A 20,335-nucleotide genomic window follows, 5' to 3' on the forward strand; every position below is an offset into this window, starting at 1 on the left:
CGTCTCTACCCTTCACCTCGCAGGTAGCTTTGCCGGCCGTAGGACGTGAACTCGGCGTCCAGTGCACGCTTGTCGTCGTCGGTCATGCGGGTGTACTCGGGGGTACCCCGCCCGACCCAGCGGTATACCGGTTCGCACGTGTGCCAGCGCTGCGCCTGCAGTTCGCGTTTGAGCACCTTGTTCGAGCCGGTGACCGGCAGGCCGGCCGAGACCCGCAGAAATCGTGGGAAGCCCTTGCGGCCCAGGTCGGGCTGGGCGGCCAGATACCCGGCGAAGGCCGCCGCGTCGAAGCTGTCGGGGTCGGCGACCTCGACAGCGCCCATCACCTGGTCGCCGGAGCGGGGGTCGGGCACCGCGTAGGCGCCGGCGCTGATGATCAGCGGATGCCGGCGCAGTACCTGCTCGATGGTGAGCGCGGAGGTGTTCTCGCCGTCGACCCGGATCCAGTCGCCGCGGCGGCCGGCGAAGTATAGGAAGCCGGCCTCGTCGCGGTAGCCCAGGTCGCCGGTCCAGTACCAGCCGTCGCGGATCTTCTCCGAATCCGCGGCGTCGTTCTTGTAGTAGCCCTCGAAGTCGCGGGCCCCGGTCCGGTCGACGATCTCGCCGACGGCGTCGTCGGCGTTCGACACCCGGCCGTGTTCGTCGAGGATGGCCGTGGCGCACTCGGCACGGGTCTGCGGGTCGACGATGGCGATGCCCGCGTGCGCCGGACGGCCCAGCGCGCCGGGCGGTGCCGCCGGGTCGGGTATCGCCGCGTTGCCGCCCTCGCTGGAGCCGTAGCCCTCGTGCAGCACCGCGCCGAACCGGCGGAGGAACTCCGCCTGATCCTGCGGCGAAGCCTCGGTCCCGAAGCCGCGGACCAGAGCGTTGTCGGCGTCGTCGGGCTGTTCGGTGGTCGCCAACAGGTAGCCCAGCGCCTTGCCCACGTAGGTGAAGAACGTCGCACCGAAGTAGCGCACGTCGGGCAGGAACTGCGATGCGGAGAACTTCGGCGTCAGGCAGATCGTCGCCCCGTTGGCCAGCGCAGGCGCCCACAGCGCCATGATCGCGTTGCCGTGAAACAGCGGCATGCAGCAGTAGTCGACGTCGGAACGCACGTGGCCGAATTTGGTGGTGGCCATCTCGGCGATCCGGACCAGCCGGCCCTGACTGCACTTGACCGCCTTGGAGGCGCCGGTGGTGCCGGAGGTGAACAGCAGCAGCAGCAGCGATCCCGGCCCCACTCCGGGGGCGGCGGCCGGCTCCGCCCGGTGTTCCTCGACCAGGGCGGCGTAGCCGGGCTGGTCGATCACCAGGAAGCGCTCGGGGTCCAGGCCGTGGTCCAGGCCGCGCAGCCGGTCCATTCCGGCGGTGTCGGTGACGATCAGCTGGCAGTCTGCGTGGCGGATCTCCGCAGCCATTTCGGCATCTCCGCGGGTGGGGTTGATCCCGACGATGACCCCGCCGGCCAGCGCGCCGGCGCTGAGCCAGAACACGAAATCTGGGACGTTATCCAGCAGCACGCCGATGTGAAACGGCCCGTCCCGGCGCAACGACGACGCCAATGCGGCACGCGCAGCGGACTCGCGCACCACGTCGTCCCAGGTCCAATCCCGTTGCCGGGTGCGCAGCCCCAGATGCTGGTCGCCGAGGCGGTCGAGCAGCATCCCCGCGATGTCAGTGGGCATTCGCCGCTGGCGCGTGAACGAGATCGATGTAGGACTGCGGAAGGTCTTCGCGGGCCACCGGGGTCACGCTGCGCACGCCGGCGAAGTAGGAGTCCTCGCCGACGATCTTGCCGCTGGCATCGAGCGGCCACAGCAGCACCTGCCGGTACACCACCAAGTAGTCGGCGTCGGGATCGTCGACCTCAATCCCGAGGATGGCGGTCTGCGAACCCGGGTAGAGCTGCTTCATGTCTCCCTCGGTCACCACGCAGTCATCGTCGACCACCAGCCGGTCGATCTCGAACTCCAAGACGTTGGTGCGGGTCGCCATGAAGGCCGTGTAGTAGGTGCGCACCCCGTCGGTGGTCTTCGGGCCGACGTCCTGACCGCCCATCCAGAAGTGGTAGTCCGGCTCGGCGCTCAGCGTCCCCATCACCTGGTCGAGATCCGGCGAAGCCTCCCCCTTCATGTGCTCGATCACCACTTCGAGCGCGGCCCGATGCCGCGCATTGGTGGTTTCGGCCAACCGCTTCTCCAGGGGGGCCCAGGTCCGGCTGGGATCGATGACGGCCACGGTTCTCACTCCTTCGTGTCAGGTGGTGATCATCATCACCGCAACCGCCGACGTTGGTCAGCCGCCATACGTCTGCTTAATCACCGATCCTTCCCGACGTTTGTCGGTTCGGTGGCGGAAAGCTCGGCCGACGAGAGCGCGATACGACGCACGAAGAGCACCAGGGTCGCCGTGAACCGATCGATCGGGTCGGCCAGATCCCAGCCCATCGCCGACTCGACGTGGGCGATGCGCGCCGCCACCGTGCTGTGGTGCAGGTGCAACTGGGCGGCGGTGCGGCGCAGCGACCCCAGCACGCAGAACGCCTCGGTGGTATCGATGTCGTGCGCGCCGGACGGTTTCGCCGCGATCGCGTTGATGCGCGCCACATCGTGGTGTCGCAGCACCTGCTCCAAGGGCAGCTCGGCGAGCAGCTCCAGCACGCTGAGGCGTTCGTAGGCGACCGCCCGACGGCCGTAGTGCGTGGACGAAGCGAAACGCAGTCCCCGTTGCGCCTGCAGCCAGGACGCCGCCGCATCGAACACGGTGGTCTTGGCGCCGATCCCGACCCACGGCCCGCGGCCCGCCTGCGCGGGCGGCGGTGGCGGAAAGGCCGCGATGATGGCCGCATCCAGCCGGTCCGACAGCGTCCGGGCGTCCTCGGAGCTGTAACACAGCAGCGCCGTGTCGGCGCCGATCGTGACCGAGCGGACCGGTTGGTCGCCCAGTTCGCGCACGACGACGCGCAACGCCTCGGCAGGAGAGCCCGCCGAGACTGCCAGCACCCGGACCTCGCGGGACTCATCGAGACCCAACAGCCGGATCGCGCGGGCTCGCTCCGCCGGTAATTCGTTGTCGGACAACACCAGTTCCAACAGCGCCGGGTCGCCCAGCCGGACGGCGGCTCCCGCTCGCGATGCCGCTATGCGCAACGCGTGGCGCACTCGGTCGCCGACGACCTCATCGAGCGGATGCCCTGCGCTGCCCGCGCGTTCCAGCCGGACCTCCGGCTCGGTTGCCGAGAGCCATCGCACGGACACTGGGCATTGTGCGACCGACTCGGCCGACTGGATCACCGTCTCGGCGTCGGCGCTCGACTCGACCAGTGCGTCGAAATACCCGACGACCCGCAGCACCGCATCGGCACCGGAATCCAGCTGGGACAGCCGGATCGGCTCGGGATCCATCAGCAGAGGCTATCGCGGATCCGTCTGTCCGTAGCCTCGCCACGGCAACCTCGGGCGGCCTTAGTTGATCGTGAAGCCGCCGTCGACCGCGATGGTCTGGCCGGTGACGTAGCCACCGGCATCCGAGGCGAGCCACAGGACCGAGGCTGCGAGATCTTCCGGGTCGCCCATCCGGCCCAACACGATTCGATGGGCGACGCTGTCCAGGTAGCCCGGGCGGTACTGATCGGTCATCTCGGAGGCGAAGAAGCCGGGCGCGATCGCGTTGACCCGGATACCTTTTCGGCTCCCCCACTGCTGAGCCAAGTCCCGGGTCAGACCGATCAGTCCGGCCTTGCTGGCGGCGTACGCCGCCTGCGGCAACCCGGCCGTGGTCAGGCCCAGGACGCTGGAGATGTTGACGATCGACGAACCCGGCTCCATCACCCGTCCGCAAGCCTGTGCCGCCCAGTAGGCCCCGTTGAGGTTGATGTCGATGACCTCCCGGAACTGCTCGGGGGTTTCCCGGGTTGCCGGGTGCGCGGTACCGATGCCGGCGTTGTTGACCAACACATCGACCCGACCGAATCGCTCGATGGCGGCCTCGACCATTCTGGTCGACGCCGCCGGGTCGGCGACATCGGTCGCCACCGGCAGGGCTGCGCGTCCGGCAGCCGTCACGAGATCGGCCGCCTCCGCGAGCTTCTCCACCCGCCGCGCTGCCAGCACGACGTCCGCACCGGCCTCGGCGAAGGCCCGGGCGAAATACACGCCGAGGCCCGAGGACGCCCCGGTCACCACGACGACCTTGCCGTCCATGCGGAACTTGTCCAGTACGCTCACCCGACTCACCTTTCTCGACTTTTCAGGGTTATTTCAACGCATTTCGCGCCGCGGCGATGAACTCCGGCGCCGCCTGCGCCGCTTCGCCGGCATTCTGCACGTCGTTGGCGCCGTGCTGAGCTCGGTGGGTGATTCCTTCGGCGATCACCCCGATCTTGAAGTTCGCCAGCGCCAGGTAGAAGTTCCAGTCGCTCAGATCCCGGCCGGACAGCCGGGCGTATTCCTCGGCCAGGGCGTCGGCCGACGGCAGACGTGAACTGGTCCACGCGGCGGGGTGGCCGAACACCAGGTCGAATGCCGGTGACCGGTAGACACACATCAGCGCGATATCGGTGAGCGGGTCGCCGAGGGTGGACAACTCCCAGTCCACCACGGCCCGGATGGCGTCTGCCCGCTCTGGATCACAGATGGTGTTGTCGATGCGGAAGTCGCCGTGCACCACCGAGGGCTGCGATGTCTGCGGGATGGCATCGGCCAGTGCCGCGGCCAGCTTCGTGACATCGTCAGACAGCGCGTCGTCGTTCCCCGGCGTCTTGACCAGTTCCCACTGGCGGGCCCACAGCCGCACCTGGCGTTCCAGGAATCCATCTGGCCTGCCGAAGGATTCGAGCCCGACGGCACGGTAGTCGACGGCGTGCAGATCCACCAGAACCCGCACCAGCGCCGCGGCGTTGGCCGCCAGTTCCGCATCCGACAGGGTGTCCAGATCGTCCTTGTGGCGATAGACCCGGCCGGTCACGAACTCCGTCACGGTCAACGGCGCACCGCAGACCGTGCCGTCGGCGTCGAGCGCCACGGGTCGCGCGATCGGAACACCGGTGCCGTAGAGCTTGTCGGTGACCACGAATTCGCGGCCCACATCGTGAGCCGACGGGGTAAGGCCGCCGAGCGGAGGTCGACGCACCACCCAGGCCGACGACTCGTCGCTGACTTTGAAGGTGAGATTCGACCGGCCACCGGCGATCAGTTCGACGGTGAGTTCACCCTGAACCGGAACGTCGTGAGCGATAAGATATTGCCGCAGGGCAACCGGATCCAGAGCTTCGACTGTCACTGCTGGGCGTCCTTGAGCGCTCGCCGCGCCGCCCCGACTCGCCGCTTGGCGATGGCCCAGCGGTGCACCTCCGAGGGCCCGTCGTAAACCCGGAACGGACGCACCTCGCGGGAGAGCCGCGCCGGGGGCAGGTCTTCGGTGACGCCCAGCGCACCGCACATCTGCACGCTGCGGTCGACGATCCGGAAGATCGCCTCGGCGGCGAAGGTCTTGGCGATCGACGTCGCGTCGCCGGCATTGCCGCCCTGATCCAGTTCCCAGCATGCGCGCACCAGCAGCGCCCGGGTAGCCGCGATGTCGATTTCGTTGTCGGCCACCATATTTTGGATCATGCCCAGATCGGCCAGCGCCGATTCGAATGCCTGGCGCTGCACGACGTGCGACAGCGCGGTGTCGTGTCCACGACGCGCGGCGCCGAGCCAGCGCATGACGTGCGTCATGCGCGCGGGCCCGAGACGCACCTGGGCGTATTCGAAGCCGCGGTCCACCTCGCCGAGCACCGCTTCGTCGGGAACCCGAACCTCGTCGAAGAACACCTCACAGTGGCCGCCCACCATGGACCGGTCCAGGGTCGAGATGTGTCGGCCGACGGTCAGACCCGCGGTGTCGGCGGGGACCAGGAACATGGTGGCGCCGCCGCGCTGACCTGCTTCCCCGGAGGTGCGGGCCATGACGATGAAGAATCCGGCGCCGTCGGCACCGGTGATGTACCACTTGTGGCCGGAGATGTACCAATCCCCCGACCGGCGTTCGGCCTTGGTCGTCAGCGCGGACGGATCCGAGCCCGCACCCGGGCCGGGCTCGGTCATCGCGAACGCGGATCGCACGTCGCCGGCTGCCAGGGGCGCAAGGTAGCGAGCCTTCTGCTCGGGGCTGGCCACCTCCGCCAGCAGATGCACGTTGCCCTCATCGGGGGCGGCGATGTTCACCGCGGCCGGTCCGAACAGTGAATAGCCGGCGGCCTCGAACACCGGCGCCCGGTCGGACATGTTCAAGCCCAGTCCGCCGTATTCGACGGGCGCGTGCGGCGCGAACACGCCTGCCTCTCGCGCCGCCGCCTGCAGTTCCTTCACCGCGGCGTCCCCGCCCGCGGCGGCGATGTCCCCACCGAAGCGGTCCTCCACCGGCAGAACCACGTCATCGATGAAAGCTCGCGTCTTGTCGACGAGCGCCGACACTTCCGGCGAGTAGCTCAACTCGATCGCCATGTCACCCCATCACCACACTCGGCATTGACCGACCGATCACTCGGCCCGAACACTACGGACTGTGACACAACAGACCATTTCCCGTCAAAATCGACGGTGCGCCGCCGACCTTCCTTCCGGTATTGTTCAGGATTACTGAACAAAAGCGGAGGTGACCGTGACGGATTCACCGCAGTGCGGCACCGCTATCCGTGCCGCCCGTCGGGCCCGGGGGCTGACAGTCCGAGAGCTTGCGCGATCCCTGCGGGTAAGTCCGGCCACCGTGAGCGCGATCGAAAACGGCAAGACCGGGATCTCGGTGTCACGTCTCCACGAGTGTGCCGCGGCGCTGGGCGTCACGCCGGCCCAGATCTTGGCGGGCACCGTCAGTCCACCGGCACCCATCCCGGAGTACGCGCCGGCCGACGTTGCCGACTCCGGTCACCGCGACTGGCGACGGTTTCCACCCCTGGCCCTGGACAGCGTCTTGGCGGCAGCCATCGACGCCTTCGTCGAAACCGGCTACCACGGCAGCACCATGCGAGATATCTCGGCGCGCGCAGGCATGAGCGTGCCCGGGATCTACCACCACTACCCGGATAAGCAGACGCTGTTGGTCGCGATACTGGACCTGACCATGACCGAACTGCACTGGCGGGTCAACGCGGCCCGTGCCGAAGCGGCAACCGGCCTGCACGAGGTGCGGCTGGTCGTTGAAGCCTTGGCCCTGTTCCACACGCACCGCCAGAAGCTGGCCTTCATCGGTGCCAGCGAGATGCGCAGCCTTACCGCGACGAACCGGCAACGTATCGCCGACTCACGAAATCAACTGCAGCACACCCTCGACGCCGGCATCGACCGCGCCGCGCGGGAACGCGATATCGACGTCGCCGATGTGCTGGACCGCCGGATCGCGGGACGCGCCATCACCACGATGTGCACCTCGCTGCCGCAGTGGTTCAACGCCGACGGCCCCGCCACGCCCGAGGAAACCGCACGCACCTACGCCGATTTTGCGGTCTCGCTACTCAGCAAGCCCCGCGGCCCCGGACTGGATTCACCGCCACCGGCACCCGACGGCAGAATGTGACCCGTGTCGGCTACCTGGCAGTTCTGGATCGACCGCGGCGGCACGTTCACCGACATCGTGGCGCGCCACCCCGACGGGCGCCTGCTCACTCACAAGCTCCTCTCGGAGAACCCGGAGCAGTACCGCGATGCGGCCGTGGCCGGAATCCGCGCCCTGCTGCAGATCGAGGGCGACGCACCGATTCCGGCTGGCCTGATCGATGCGGTGCGGATGGGCACGACGGTGGCCACCAACGCGCTGCTGGAGCGCGCCGGTGAACGCACCCTGCTGGTCATCACGCGGGGTTTCCGAGACGCGCTGCGCATCGCCTATCAGAATCGGCCACACATCTTCGACCGGCATATCGTGCTGCCTGAGCAACTCTACGAACGCACCATCGAGGTCGATGAACGCGTCGCCGCCGACGGGACTGTGCTTCGCGCACCGGATCTGGAGGCCCTAGCCGAACAGCTGCGTGCCGCCCACGCCGACGGCATCGGCGCGTGCGCGGTGGTATGTCTGCACAGCTACCGAAATCCGTTGCATGAAAGGCTGATCGGCGAGCTGGCCCGCGAGATCGGCTTCACCCAGATCTCGTTGTCAGGCGAGGTCAGTCCGCTGCCGAAACTGATCCCACGCGGCGACACCGCCGTGGTCGACGCCTATCTGTCGCCGGTATTGCGCCGCTATGTGGCCCAAGTGGCCGACCAGCTCACCGGCGTGCGGCTGATGTTCATGCAGTCCAACGGCGGGCTGGCGGCGGCAGATCACTTCCGCGGCAAGGACGCGATCCTGTCCGGTCCGGCCGGTGGAATCGTCGGGATGGTTCGGATGTCGGCGTTGGCGGGCTTCGACTCGGTGATCGGTTTCGACATGGGTGGAACCTCCACCGACGTCTCGCATTACAGCGCTGGATCCGGCGGGTACGAGCGGGTGTTCACCACCGAGGTCGCCGGCGTGCGGCTGCGCGCACCGATGCTGCACATTCATACCGTCGCGGCCGGCGGCGGCTCGATCCTGCACTTCGACGGCAGCAGGTATCGGGTGGGTCCGGAGTCCGCAGGAGCCGACCCGGGACCGGCCTGCTACCGGCGCAGCGGACCCTTGACCGTCACCGACGCCAACGTCATGCTCGGACGCATCCAGCCGGCCCATTTTCCGGCGGTGTTCGGGCCTACCGGCGACCAGCCGCTGGATGCCGCGACGGTCAAGCAGTCCTTCGCCGACCTGGCCGATGAGATCCTCATCGCCACCGGTGATGACCGCAGTCCCGAGCAGGTTGCCGAAGGGTTCCTGCGCATCGCCGTGGCGAACATGGCCAACGCGGTCAAGAAGATCTCGGTGGCCAAGGGCTACGACATCACCCGCTACGCCCTGACCACTTTCGGCGGCGCCGGCGGACAGCACGCGTGCGCGGTCGCCGACGAGCTGGGCATCCGCACCGTGTTGGTGCCGCCCATGGCGGGCGTGCTCTCCGCACTCGGCATCGGGTTGGCCGACACCACCGTGATCCGCGAGCGCGCGATCGAAACCCGTTTGGGCGCGGCAACCCTCGCCGGCCTGCGCGAGGTCGCGAACAGCTTGGAGCGTCATGCCCGCGCCGAGCTTGCCGCCCAACACATTCCCGCCGACCGAACCCAGGTGACCCACCGAGTTCACCTCCGTTACCAGGGCACCGACACCTCGATTCCGGTCGAACTCGGCAGCGTGGCCGCGATGACGTCGGCGTTCGAAGACACGCACCGCAGCATGTATTCCTTCCTGATGGAGCGTCCGCTGATCGCCGAAGCGGTCTCGGTCGAGGCGACCGGCCTCACCGAGCAACCCGAGCTGTTCGAGCGAAGCGATACCGGCCCTTCCGGTCAGACCAGCGAAGTCGTCCGCCTCTACGCCGGTGGCGCCTGGCATGATGCGCCGCTGCACCGGCGCGAGTCGATCACCGACGTGGTGACCGGACCGGCCATCATCGCCGAGGACAACGCCACCACCGTCGTCGACGACGGCTGGCAGGCCCAGCTGACCGCCGACGGTCAACTGGTGCTGCGGCGGCTGGCCACGGCTGCACCGGCTGCTGCCGGGACTGCCGCCGATCCGGTGCTTCTGGAGATCTTCAACAACCTGTTCATGGCCATTGCCGAGCAGATGGGAACCCGGCTGGAGGCCACCGCCCAGTCGGTGAACATCCGTGAGCGGCTGGACTTCTCCTGCGCGGTGTTCGACGCCGACGGCAATCTGGTGGCCAATGCACCCCATATCCCGGTGCACCTGGGATCGATGGGCGCGACGGTCAAGGAAGTGATCGTCCGCCGGGCTTCGACGATGCGGCCCGGCCAGGTCTATGCGGTCAACGACCCGTACCACGGCGGCACCCACCTGCCCGACATCACCGTCGTCACGCCGGTGTACGCCGACTCCGCGAGCGCGGGCGACCCCGTGCTGTTCTTTGTGGCCTCACGCGGTCACCATGCCGAAATCGGCGGGACCACACCGGGTTCCATGCCCGCTGACAGCCGATCCGTCGTCGAGGAGGGGGTGCTGTTCGACAACTGGCTGCTGGTCGACGGCGGCCGGTTCCGCGAACAGCAGACCCGCGACCTTCTCACCGGCGCGACATTCGCCTCGCGCAGCCCGGACACCAACCTCGCCGATCTGCGGGCGCAAGTCGCCGCGAACCAGAAGGGCATCGACGAGATCCGGTCCATGATCTCCCATTTCGGTCTGGACGTGGTGCAGGCCTACATGCGCCACGTCCAGGACAACGCCGAGGAGGCGGTCCGCCGGGTCATCGATTCCCTCGACGACGGCGAGTACCGCTATCAGATGGACTCCGGCGCGACGATCGCGGTGCGGGTCACCGTCGACCGCGCGTCCCGCGGCGCGACCATCGACTTCGGCGGGACATCGCCGCAGTTGGCGACAAACTTCAACGCGCCGTCCTCGGTGGCCACCGCCGCGGTGCTCTACGTGTTCCGCACTCTGGTGGCCGACGACATCCCGATCAACGACGGGTGCCTGCGCCCGCTGCAGATCACCATCCCGGACGGCACCCTGTTGTCGCCGGCCTACCCGGCCGCGGTGGTCGCCGGAAACGTCGAGACCTCCCAGGCCATCACCGGCGCGCTGCTGGCTGCACTGCGGGTGCAGGCCGAAGGCTCCGGGACCATGAACAATGTCACGTTCGGCAATGCCGGCCATCAGTACTACGAGACGCTCGGGTCGGGGTCGGGCGCCGGCGAAGGTTTCGACGGCGCTTCGGTGGTGCAGACCCACATGACCAACTCGAGGCTCACCGACCCCGAGGTGCTGGAGATGCGTTTCCCGGTGTTGTTGCGCGAGTACGCGATCCGGCATGGCAGCGGCGGGTCCGGACGCTGGCACGGCGGCGACGGTGGGGTGCGCAGGATGGAGTTCCGTGAGCCGATGACCGTCAGTGTGCTGACGGGACACCGGCGCGTAGCGCCCTACGGCATGGCCGGCGGGCAAACCGGGGCGCTGGGACGTAACCGGGTGGAACGCGCGGACGGCTCCGTGACCGAGTTGGCCGGCTGCGATTCCACCGACGTCGGCCCCGGCGACGTGCTGGTGATCGAGACTCCAGGCGGCGGCGGGTATGGCGAGCCCCACTGACCGCGGGCTAATCTCTCGCCATGCGGGACCAGTGGAGCCGGCGCGGTTTCTTCGGCCTCTGTGGCGCGGCCGGTGCCGCCGCGCTTCTGGGGTCCTGCTCGTCGGAAGAACACGGCGACGACGGCACACCCGGACCGGTCACCGTCACCCACATCTTCGGTGAGACCACCGTCGCCGAGCCGCCCGGCCGGGTGGTCTGTGCCGGCTACACCGGACAGGACGACCTGCTGGCGCTCGGCGTCGTTCCGATCGCGGTGACGAACTGGTTCGGCGACCAGCCGTTTGCGGTGTGGCCCTGGGCGCAGCGACAGCTCGGGGACGCCAAACCGGTGGTACTGAACTTGGACAACGGGATTGCGGTCAACCAGATCGCCGACCTCAAGCCGGATCTGATCATCGCGACGAACGCCGGAGTGGACGCCGACACCTATCAGAAGCTGTCGGCGATCGCGCCAACGGTGCCGCAGTCGGGTGGTGACGCATTCTTCGAACCCTGGAAGGTTCAGGCCGCCGCCATCGGCACAGCGGTGCATCGCGGTCAGCAGATGCAGTCGCTGATCGACGGGGTCGACACCGCGTTCACCGACGTCGCGGCTGCGCGCCCCGGCTTCAAAGGCAAGAAGGTGCTGCTGCTGGCCGGTCGACTGGACCGGGGAAATGTCAGCGCCGCCACCGGTTGGCGAACCGCGTTTCTCACCCAGATGGGGCTGACCGTCGCCGATGCCCCGACGGTGATCGAGCATGACCGGATCGGATCCACGCTCGGCGGCGCGGACGTGCTGATCTGGACCACCGAGAGCGACGACGAGCGCACAGCGCTGTTGGCCGAGCCGGACATCGCCGCGTGCGAGTCGCGCAGCGTCTTCACCACCAAGGATCAGGCCGGCGCGATCGCCTTCGCCTCCCCGCTGAGCTACCCGCTGGTGGCCGGGCAACTCCCGGCCCTGATCGCCAAGATCACCGGCTAGGGGCCAACTCTGCACGTTCAGTAAGACCCCTCTGGCATACCCCGCAGAATTGTGTCCTGCGTCACTATTTGGCGTCATTCGGGGCTACGGTCGTGGCATGAGCGTGGCATTGGATTTCACTGATCTCACCAAGACCGACAGCATCCACGACTACGGCGACAGCGCGCTGCTGCTGCAGTTCGACTCCACCACCGACGTGCTGGCATGGACCGCGGCACTGCATTCCGCCGCGCTGCCCGGCGTCGTCGACATCGTCCCGGCGTCGCACACGGTGTTGGTGAAAGTGGCCGCACCCAGGTACCAGGCGGGTATCCGGCGCCGCCTGGCGAGCCTGGACGTCGACACCGACGCGGTCCAGACCAGCGCGCCCGACGGCCCCGCGGACGTGGTGATCGACGTCGTCTACGACGGGCCGGATCTGACCGAGGTGGCGGAACGGACCGGCCTGAGCGTCGCTCAGGTCATCAACGCCCACACCGCGAGGCCCTGGTTGGTGGGATTCGGTGGGTCCACACCGGGTTTCGCCTACCTACTCGGCGGCGACCCCCGGCTGCAGGTGCCCCGTCGCGCCGAGTTGCGTGCCGCGGTTCCGGCAGGCTCGGTGGCGCTGGCCGGCCGGTTCAGCGGCATCTACCCGCGGCAGTGGCCGGGCGGCTGGCAGGTGATCGGCCACACCGACGCCGTGTTGTGGGACCTGGACCGTCCCGACCCGGCGCTGTTGACGCCGGGCCTGTCGGTGCAATTCCGGGCAGCGTGAGGCGGAGGACGACGATGACTACGTTGGAGATTCTGCACACCGGCCCGCTGGCCCTGGTCGAGGATCTGGGCCGGGCCGGGTTAGGACACCTGGGTGTCAGCCGATCCGGTGCCGCCGACCGTCGCTCGCACAAGCTGGCCAACCGCTTGCTGGCCAATCCCGACGACCGAGCCACCATCGAGGTGGCATTCGGTGGATTTTCGGCGCGGGTTTGCGGCGGCGACGTCGACATCGCGGTCACCGGCGCCGACGCCGGCCCCGACGTCGACGGAGTCACTTTCGGCACCAACAGCATTCAGCGGGTCCGCAACGGTCAGGTGGTTTCGCTGGGCACGCCGCGCTCGGGTCTGCGCAGCTACCTGGCGGTGCGGGGCGGCATCGACGTCACCCCGGTGCTGGGCTCCCGCAGTTACGACGTGATGGGCGAGATCGGCCCCGCCCCGTTGCGCGACGGCGACGTCCTGCAGATCGGCGAACGGACCGGCCACTACCCCGAGATCGATCAGGCGCCGGTGGCGACCATCCCCGACGATGTGGTCGAGTTGCGGGTGGCGCCCGGGCCGCGTGACGACTGGTTCGTCGACCCGGACATCATGGTGCGCACCAACTGGCTGGTGAGTAACCGCAGCGACCGCGTCGGCATGCGCTTGGTGGGAATGCCGCTGGAATACCGTTGGCCAGAAAGACAATTGCCGGCAGAGGGCGCCGACCGGGGCGCAATCCAGATCCTGCCGAACGGCTTTCCGATAATCCTGGGCCCCGACCATCCGGTGACCGGCGCCTACCCGGTGGTGGGCGTGGTGGTCGACGAGGACATCGACACATTGGCCCAGGTCCGGCCCGGGCAGACCGTGCGCATGCACTGGTCGCGACCCCGCCAACATCCCGCCTCGCGCTCGGCCTGGTAGGCAGGTCGGGTGCCCGGCCAGGTTCATACCGCCCGCCTGATCCACACCAGCGATCTGGACGAGGAGACCCGCCGCGGCGCCCATCGGCTGGTCACCGAGGCCTCCGGGGGCACACTCTCCGACGCCGACTGGCAGCACGCGCTTGGCGGCATGCACGCCTTGATCTGGCACCACGGCGTCCTGATCGCCCACGGTTCGGTGATCCGGCGCCAACTGCTCTATCGCGGCAGATCCCTACGCTGCGGCTATATCGAAGCCGTCACCGTCCAGGCCGATCACCGGGGGCAGGGCCTGGGCACTGCGGTGCTTCAGGCGTGTGAACAGGTGATTCGGGGCGCTTTCGAGCTCGGCGCTCTCAGTTCGCCCAGTATCAGCCGTCGGCTCTACACCGCGCGAGGATGGTTGCTGTGGCGCGGTCCCACGGCTGTCCTTGCTCCGACCGGGCTGGTCCGCACCCCCGAGGCGGACGGAACCGTGTTCGTCATGCCGGTGGGGATCGACCTGGACGCCACCGACCCCACCGCCGAGCTGGCGTGTGACTGGCGCGACGGCCACGTCTGGTAGCCGGACGGTTAACGACCGGTAGACACCTGGTGTATATCCGGTAGCCGAGCGGCTCGCGGCCCAAACCGCGCGCGATCCCTGGAGTGTTCATAAGAATCAGCCGTGTGATTGAAGCGTCGGCCGGATTGGTTGTTAACTTAATATTGCGTCAAGCTCACGGCCAAACCGGCGCGCCGACGCCCACATCGGGGCCGTTCGCCCCCCGACCAGGAAGAGGCCAGGGACCTGACCTGGGAATACCGATCGCGCTGACCGCAGCGAAGCCCCGCGCCCCCCGTGCGGGCGCCTCGGACGCAAGGCCGGATTTCGTGGCTCCCTGCCACTCTGCTGCCAATCGTCGCGGGGGGCTGACTTCAAGGCGACGTCCAGCGAAACGGGCCTTATGGTGTGACCGTCACGGCTTCCCCCGGCCCTGCACGGCCCCCCTCTGGAAAGACACACCCTCATGCTGTACGAGTTCTGGCACAACTTCACCCACAACTTGTTCAAGCCACTGTTGCTTTTCTTCTACATGGGGTTCCTCATCCCACTGCTGAAGATCAAGTTCGAGTTCCCCTACGTGCTGTATCAGGGGTTGACGTTGTATTTGCTGCTGGCCATCGGTTGGCATGGCGGCGAGGAACTCGCAACCATCGACGCATCCAGCATCGGTGGCGTCCTGGGCTTCATCGTGCTGGGCTTCGCAACCAACTTGATCATCGGATTCGTCGCCTACTGGTTGCTGACCCGGATGACCAAGATGAGGCGTATCGACCGTGCCACCGTCGCCGGCTACTACGGGTCGGATTCCGCCGGCACCTTCGCCACCTGCCTGGGCGTGCTCGCCACGTTGGATATCGCGTTCGACGCCTATATGCCCGTGATGTTGGCCGTCATGGAGATTCCGGGCTGCATCGTGGCACTGGCCCTGGTGGGACGATTGCGTGCACGCGGGATGGACGCGCAGGGCAACATGGCCGACGAGCCCGGCTACAACCAGAAGGTCAGCCGGCAACTCGTCGCCGCTGTCCAGGTCAGCGGGGCACAATCCACCACGCGCCACGACCAGGGCATCCAGGACGAAATCGACCTCGCGCTGGAACGGCAGGAGCACGTCCAGCCGGGCGCAGTAACGGTGACTACGCCCGCGCCACCGCCCAGTGGAGCGCTGCTGCGGGAGGTGCTGCTCAACCCGGGGCTCTACCTGCTGTTCGGTGGGATCCTCATCGGCTTCGTCGGCCGACTGCAGGGGGCGTCGGTCATCGAAGACGGTGACCACGTCTTCGTCACCGCGTTTCAGGGGATGCTGTGCCTCTTCCTGCTCGAAATGGGGATGACGGCCTCGCGCAAGCTCAAGGACCTGCGGTCCGCAGGGCGCGGTTTGATCGCCTTTGGGTTGTTGGCCCCCAATCTCTTTGCGATAGCAGGAATTTTCATCATCCACACCTACTCGCAATTGACCGGCACCCATTTCGAGGCCGGCAGCTATGTACTGTTCGCGGTGCTGTGCGGCGCAGCTTCCTACATCGCCGTGCCGGCGGTGCAGCGAATGGCAATCCCCGAGGCCAGTCCGACGGTTCCACTGGCCGCATCGCTGGGCCTGACGTTCTCCTACAACGTGACCATCGGGATTCCGCTGTATCTCCAGATCGCCAAGGCGGTCAACGTCTGGCTTCCAGTCAGCTGACAGAAGGTTCCAACGGAACACAACGCTTTGCCATTTGGCGGAGTAACCAGGCGAAATGTCCTGCGCGCGCAGCTGATACGTGACATGCGCCACTAATAGGCCCTGGGCGCACCTCTTTTTCAGGTTCTGCTCTGCGACTTGCCAGTTCGGGTCGGTAGGTTCGCACACCGTCCATCGTGATGCGAGATTCACCGCGTGACGGTGGCCCAGAGCCCGAGGAGACCGCATGACGAACGGCCACATCAGCAATTTTGATCCGGAGGACTGTGCAGCCTGGGAGGCCGGCAACGCCGCCATCGCGCGGCGCAACCTGATCTGGTCCACGGTCAGCACCCATGTCGCGTTCTCCATCTGGTCGCTGTGGTCGGTGGTGGTGCTGTTCATGCCGGAGTCGGTCTACGGCATCAAGGCCGGCGACAAGCTGCTGCTGGCAGCCGTCGCCACGCTCGTCGGTGGCTGCGCCCGGGTGCCGTATGTGCGGGCCACCGCGAAGTTCGGCGGCCGGGACTGGGCGGTGTTCTCCTCCCTGATCCTGCTGGTCCCGACCGTGGGGACACTGCTGTTGCTGGTCAACCCCGGCCAGCCGCTGTGGATGTACATGGTGTGCGCAGCGCTGACCGGCCTGGGCGGCGGCAACTATGCCGCGTCGTTGGCCAACGTCGACGCCTTCTACCCCCAGCGCCTCAAGGGCGTCGCCCTCGGGCTGTGCGGCGGCATCGGCAACCTCGGGGTGGCCGCCATCCAGCTGGTCGGCCTGCTGGTGCTGGCCACCGTCGGCAACACCAAACCGGAACTGGTCTGCGCTGTCTATCTGATCCTGCTCGCCGTGGTCGGCACCTGTGCCGCGCTGTGGATGGACAACCTCGACCACGGCATGGAAGAGGTCGGCAGCATCCGATCGATCCTGTCGGTCCCGGACAGCTGGATCGTTTCGGCGTTGTACTGCGCAGCTTTCGGTTCGTTCATCGGCTTCGCATTCGCGTTCGCCCAAGTGCTGCACGTCACTTTCGAGAAGGCCGGCCACAGCCCCGCCGAGGCTGCGCTCTACGCCGCGCGAATCGCGTTCCTGGGCCCGCTGTTGGGCGCCTTGTCCCGCATCTACGGCGGCCGGGTGGCCGACCGCCGCGGCGGGGGCCGTGTCACGTTGGTGGTGTTCCTCGGCATGATCCTGGCCTCGGCGGTGCTGGTGGTGGCCAGCACCATCGACGACCACACCACTCGCGCAACCACATCGACGATCGTGCTCTACATCGCCGCATTCATGGTGCTGTTCATCCTCGCCGGGATGGGCAACGGGTCGGTGTTGAAGATGATTCCGTCGATCTTCGAGGCCCGCAGCCGCTCGCTGGACGCCCCCGAAGCCGCGCGGCGGCATTGGGCACGTTCGCATTCCGGCGCACTGATCGGGTTCTCCACCGCGGTCGGTGCGCTCGGCGGGGTTGCCATCAACCTGATCCTGCGTCAGGCCTACGCCAGCTCCGGTAGCGAGACGCCGGCATTCTGGGTCTTTCTGGCCTCGTACTGCGCCGCTGCGGGGTTGACCTGGGTGATGTACGTCCGCCGACCGCCGCGGATGCGCGGCGCCGGCAGCGCCCGGGTTTCGCGGGGCGTCGAGAAGATCTCGGTGTGACGGGGAGCACTAAGCCGATCGGGCAACGGTTCCGAAATCGGTCGGTAACACAGATGACATTGGCTGGGGCTAAACCTTGTACATGGGGAGTACCGCCGTTCACGCCGCCGGTCACCGAATCGAAATCGAGGAGAGCCGGGTGCTCGTGGATGGGATGGTCAAGCCGGTCTCTCCAGCCGGTCTGGCCGCCCTCCGCGTCCTGGCCCACCGCCCGGGCAATGTCGTTGCCCGGGAAACGCTGCTGCGCGCGCTACCGGGGCGCGGCAACAACATGCACGCCGTCGAGTCCGCCATGCTCCGGCTACGAACAGCGCTGGGCGACAGTCAGATCGTCGCGACGGTGATCAAGCGCGGGTACCGGCTGGCGGTCGACAGCGAAGAGGGCGCGGCATGATCCCCATCCTGGTCGCACATGGCACCCGCGCGCCTGAGGGAACTGTCATGATCGGCGAACTCGCCGAACGGGTCGGTGGCTTGTTGGCGCAACCAGTGCGCGTGGCATTCGTCGACGTGTTGGGACCTAACCCGGCCGAAATCCTTGCCGCTGAAGCCGACAGCGGTCGTCCGGCGATCCTCGTACCCGCTTTTCTGGCCCGCGGGTACCACGTCGGCGTCGACGTACCGACCCAGGTCGCGGCCAGCGGACACCCCGATGTCACGATCACTCCAGCGCTGGGACCCGACCCGCGCGTCGCCGCGGTGGTCGCGGCTCGGCTGGCCGAATCAGGCTGGCGCCCCGGGGACTCGGTGATCCTCGCCGCTGCCGGTTCATCAGACCCGGTCGCGCACACCGACCTGATGCAGGCGGCGGAGATGCTGTCCGGCTTGCTCGGTTCACGCGTCAACGTGGCGTTCGCCGCGACCGGCGGCCCCAGCGTCGGTGAAGCTGTCGCCGCCCTGCGTAGCCAGGGCGCCGCACGCGTGGTGATCGCGTCGTACTTGTTGGCCGACGGCCTCTTCCAGCGTCGCCTGCGCACTACCGGCGCGGATCTGGTGACCGAGCCGCTGGGCACGCATCCCGAGATCGCCCGGGTCGTCGCCGACCGGTTCATCACCGCCCTCAGCCGGATTCCGGTGCGCTGAAACTCCTTCAGCCACAGTCTGGGGCGACACGCAGTCCACGACGGCACTGCGCGTAGTGAATTCCTTTCTAGCTGCGCCATGTTGATCGTCAACCAGCGCTTCGTCAACATTTCCGGAGCGGCTTCGAACCTCACACGCGGCCCACAGCACGGTGAGGAGAAGTTCACGGCCGGGTCACCTCGTGCAGCATGGCGGTAACGAAAGATTTCTACCGTGACCACATGGCTCGTACACACCAAATCACCCAGTGGGATCCCGAAGACACGGTTGCCTGGACAGCCGGTAACGACAAGATCGCACGACGCAACCTGATCTGGTCGACAGTGGCTGAACACGCCGGCTTTTCGATCTGGTCGATCTGGTCGGTGATGGTGCTGTTCATGCCCGAGTCGGTGTACGGCTTCAGCGCCGGCGACAAGTTCCTGCTGGCGGCCACGGCTACGCTCGCCGGCGGCGTGCTGCGCATACCGTACTCGCTGGCCACCGCGGCGTTCGGTGGCCGCAACTGGACGATCTTCTCCGCGCTGGTGCTGTTGATCCCGACCATCGGGATGATGGGCCTGCTGGTCCATCCGGGTCTGCCGCTGTGGCCGTACCTGGCGTGCGCGGCGCTAACAGGTTTGGGCGGCGGCAACTTTGCCGCCTCAATGACCAACGTGAATGCCTTCTACCCCCATCGGCTCAAGGGCTGGGCGCTGGCGGTCAATGCCGGCGGCGGCAACCTGGGCGTGCCGGTGATCCAGCTGGTCGGCTTGGGAGTGCTGGCCACCGTGGGCAATCGCCAGCCGTACTGGGTGTGTGCGATCTATCTGGTCGTCCTCGCGGTTGCCGCAATCGGTGCGGCGCTGTTCATGGACAACCTCGACGGTCAACGGGCCGACCTGACCGCGATGCGTTCGATCCTTCCCGAGGTCGACACCTGGATCGTCGCGCTGCTCTACATCGGCACGTTCGGCTCCTTCATCGGATTTTCGTTCGCATTCGGCCAGGTCCTGCAGATCAGCTTCGTGGGCAGCGGCCAAAGCGCCGCTCAGGCATCGTTGCACGCTGCTCAAATCGCCTTCCTGGGACCGCTTTTGGGGTCATTGTCCCGGATCTTCGGCGGCCGCCTGGCCGATCGACTCGGCGGTAGCCGAGTCACACTGGCGGCCTTCGGTGGTCTGTTCGCAGCCTCAGGGTTGCTCGTTGGCGTGAGCACCCTGGACGGCACTCGCACCGGTCCCACGACCGGTGCCACCATGGTCGGCTACGTCATCGGCTTCGTGGCGTTGTTCATCGTGTCCGGAATCGGCAACGGCTCGGTGTACAAGATGATTCCGTCGGTATTCGAGGCCCGCAGTCACCGAATGGGCATGCACGAGAGCGAACGCCGGCACTGGGCGCGCGCCATGTCGGGGGCGCTGATCGGGTTTGCCGGTGCAATCGGCGCATTGGGCGGCGTGGGAATCAATCTGGCGCTGCGCCAGTCGTATATCACCAGCGGCTCGGCGACTACCGCGTTCTGGATCTTCCTGGTGGGATATGTCGGAGCTGCGGCGCTGACCTGGCTGAGGTATGTACGCCGGCCGGTCTTCGCCACGCAGCCGGCCCGGGCCGCACTGGCGCCGGCGTAAG

16 protein-coding genes and 1 pseudogene are annotated in these 20,335 nt (G+C 67.4%); 11 read left to right on the top strand and 6 right to left on the bottom strand.

All coding sequences use genetic code 11. The features are described 5' to 3' along the window. Nucleotides 1-5: 5 nt before the first annotated feature. From casI to ABW16_RS17435, 6 genes are all read right to left on the bottom strand, one after another. A complete protein-coding gene (gene casI / locus ABW16_RS17410; RefSeq protein WP_047320444.1) occupies nt 6-1,667 on the bottom strand; it encodes a steroid-22-oyl-CoA synthetase in 1,662 nt (553 codons plus the stop codon). Next, entirely contained in the window at nt 1,657-2,220 is a 564-nt protein-coding gene (locus tag ABW16_RS17415) for a nuclear transport factor 2 family protein (RefSeq protein ID WP_047320445.1), read from the bottom strand. Before ABW16_RS17415 ends, casI begins: the two co-directional genes overlap by 11 nt. Before the next feature lie 80 nt (nt 2,221-2,300). After that, complete coding sequence (locus tag ABW16_RS17420; protein WP_047320446.1) at nt 2,301-3,386, bottom strand: PucR family transcriptional regulator; 1,086 nt, start codon at nt 3,384-3,386, stop codon at nt 2,301-2,303. A 60-nt stretch (nt 3,387-3,446) separates the two neighbouring features. Continuing rightward, complete coding sequence (locus ABW16_RS17425; RefSeq protein WP_047320447.1) at nt 3,447-4,208, bottom strand: SDR family NAD(P)-dependent oxidoreductase; 762 nt, start codon at nt 4,206-4,208, stop codon at nt 3,447-3,449. A gap of 28 nt (nt 4,209-4,236) precedes the next feature. Further along, complete coding sequence (locus ABW16_RS17430) at nt 4,237-5,262, bottom strand: phosphotransferase family protein (protein WP_047320448.1); 1,026 nt, start codon at nt 5,260-5,262, stop codon at nt 4,237-4,239. Beyond that, entirely contained in the window at nt 5,259-6,470 is a 1,212-nt protein-coding gene (locus ABW16_RS17435) for an acyl-CoA dehydrogenase family protein (RefSeq protein WP_047320449.1), read from the bottom strand. Before ABW16_RS17435 ends, ABW16_RS17430 begins: the two co-directional genes overlap by 4 nt. A gap of 157 nt (nt 6,471-6,627) precedes the next feature. Between ABW16_RS17435 and ABW16_RS17440 the strand changes: the two genes are divergently transcribed. From ABW16_RS17440 to ABW16_RS17490, 11 genes and pseudogenes are all read left to right on the top strand, one after another. Further along, nucleotides 6,628-7,539, top strand: coding sequence for a TetR family transcriptional regulator (locus tag ABW16_RS17440; RefSeq protein ID WP_052956967.1), 912 nt, complete (start codon nt 6,628-6,630; stop codon nt 7,537-7,539). A 3-nt stretch (nt 7,540-7,542) separates the two neighbouring features. Continuing rightward, nucleotides 7,543-11,145, top strand: coding sequence for a hydantoinase B/oxoprolinase family protein (locus ABW16_RS17445; RefSeq protein WP_047320450.1), 3,603 nt, complete (start codon nt 7,543-7,545; stop codon nt 11,143-11,145). 20 nt (nt 11,146-11,165) lie between these two features. After that, nucleotides 11,166-12,113 carry an ABC transporter substrate-binding protein gene (locus ABW16_RS17450; protein WP_047320451.1) on the top strand — a complete coding sequence of 316 codons (948 nt, stop codon included), beginning with the start codon at nt 11,166-11,168 and terminating at the stop codon, nt 12,111-12,113. A 97-nt stretch (nt 12,114-12,210) separates the two neighbouring features. Continuing rightward, nucleotides 12,211-12,870, top strand: a complete 660-nt coding sequence (locus tag ABW16_RS17455) for a 5-oxoprolinase subunit B family protein (RefSeq protein ID WP_047320452.1) — start codon at nt 12,211-12,213, stop codon at nt 12,868-12,870. A 14-nt stretch (nt 12,871-12,884) separates the two neighbouring features. After that, nucleotides 12,885-13,778, top strand: a complete 894-nt coding sequence (locus ABW16_RS17460) for a 5-oxoprolinase/urea amidolyase family protein (protein ID WP_047320453.1) — start codon at nt 12,885-12,887, stop codon at nt 13,776-13,778. A gap of 9 nt (nt 13,779-13,787) precedes the next feature. Beyond that, nucleotides 13,788-14,342: a GNAT family N-acetyltransferase gene (locus tag ABW16_RS17465; RefSeq protein ID WP_047320454.1), complete on the top strand. Its 555-nt coding sequence runs from the start codon at nt 13,788-13,790 to the stop codon at nt 14,340-14,342. 445 nt (nt 14,343-14,787) lie between these two features. Beyond that, complete coding sequence (locus tag ABW16_RS17470; RefSeq protein WP_047320455.1) at nt 14,788-16,008, top strand: sodium-dependent bicarbonate transport family permease; 1,221 nt, start codon at nt 14,788-14,790, stop codon at nt 16,006-16,008. Nucleotides 16,009-16,234: 226 nt separating this feature from the next. Beyond that, nucleotides 16,235-17,638, top strand: coding sequence for an MFS transporter (locus ABW16_RS17475; protein ID WP_047320456.1), 1,404 nt, complete (start codon nt 16,235-16,237; stop codon nt 17,636-17,638). An 82-nt stretch (nt 17,639-17,720) separates the two neighbouring features. After that, nucleotides 17,721-18,032: pseudogene (locus ABW16_RS17480) on the top strand (winged helix-turn-helix domain-containing protein); the annotation flags it as partial. Further along, nucleotides 18,029-18,721, top strand: a complete 693-nt coding sequence (locus ABW16_RS17485) for a sirohydrochlorin chelatase (RefSeq protein WP_047320458.1) — start codon at nt 18,029-18,031, stop codon at nt 18,719-18,721. The pseudogene ABW16_RS17480 and the gene ABW16_RS17485, both read left to right, overlap by 4 nt. Before the next feature lie 221 nt (nt 18,722-18,942). Beyond that, nucleotides 18,943-20,334 carry a nitrate/nitrite transporter gene (locus ABW16_RS17490; RefSeq protein ID WP_047320459.1) on the top strand — a complete coding sequence of 464 codons (1,392 nt, stop codon included), beginning with the start codon at nt 18,943-18,945 and terminating at the stop codon, nt 20,332-20,334. The last annotated feature ends 1 nt before the right edge of the window (nt 20,335 follow it).

The organism is Mycolicibacter heraklionensis (genome assembly GCF_001021505.1).
Classification (GTDB): domain Bacteria; phylum Actinomycetota; class Actinomycetes; order Mycobacteriales; family Mycobacteriaceae; genus Mycobacterium; species Mycobacterium heraklionense.

Coding starts and splice junctions, on each gene's coding strand:
- casI (WP_047320444.1), bottom strand. CDS start 1,667: ATGCCCACTGACATCGCGGGGATGCTGCTCGACCGCCTCGGCGACCAG.
- ABW16_RS17435 (WP_047320449.1), bottom strand. CDS start 6,470: ATGGCGATCGAGTTGAGCTACTCGCCGGAAGTGTCGGCGCTCGTCGAC.
- ABW16_RS17490 (WP_047320459.1), top strand. CDS start 18,943: ATGGCTCGTACACACCAAATCACCCAGTGGGATCCCGAAGACACGGTT.
- ABW16_RS17485 (WP_047320458.1), top strand. CDS start 18,029: ATGATCCCCATCCTGGTCGCACATGGCACCCGCGCGCCTGAGGGAACT.
- ABW16_RS17470 (WP_047320455.1), top strand. CDS start 14,788: ATGCTGTACGAGTTCTGGCACAACTTCACCCACAACTTGTTCAAGCCA.
- ABW16_RS17460 (WP_047320453.1), top strand. CDS start 12,885: ATGACTACGTTGGAGATTCTGCACACCGGCCCGCTGGCCCTGGTCGAG.
- ABW16_RS17475 (WP_047320456.1), top strand. CDS start 16,235: ATGACGAACGGCCACATCAGCAATTTTGATCCGGAGGACTGTGCAGCC.
- ABW16_RS17455 (WP_047320452.1), top strand. CDS start 12,211: ATGAGCGTGGCATTGGATTTCACTGATCTCACCAAGACCGACAGCATC.
- ABW16_RS17450 (WP_047320451.1), top strand. CDS start 11,166: ATGCGGGACCAGTGGAGCCGGCGCGGTTTCTTCGGCCTCTGTGGCGCG.
- ABW16_RS17420 (WP_047320446.1), bottom strand. CDS start 3,386: ATGGATCCCGAGCCGATCCGGCTGTCCCAGCTGGATTCCGGTGCCGAT.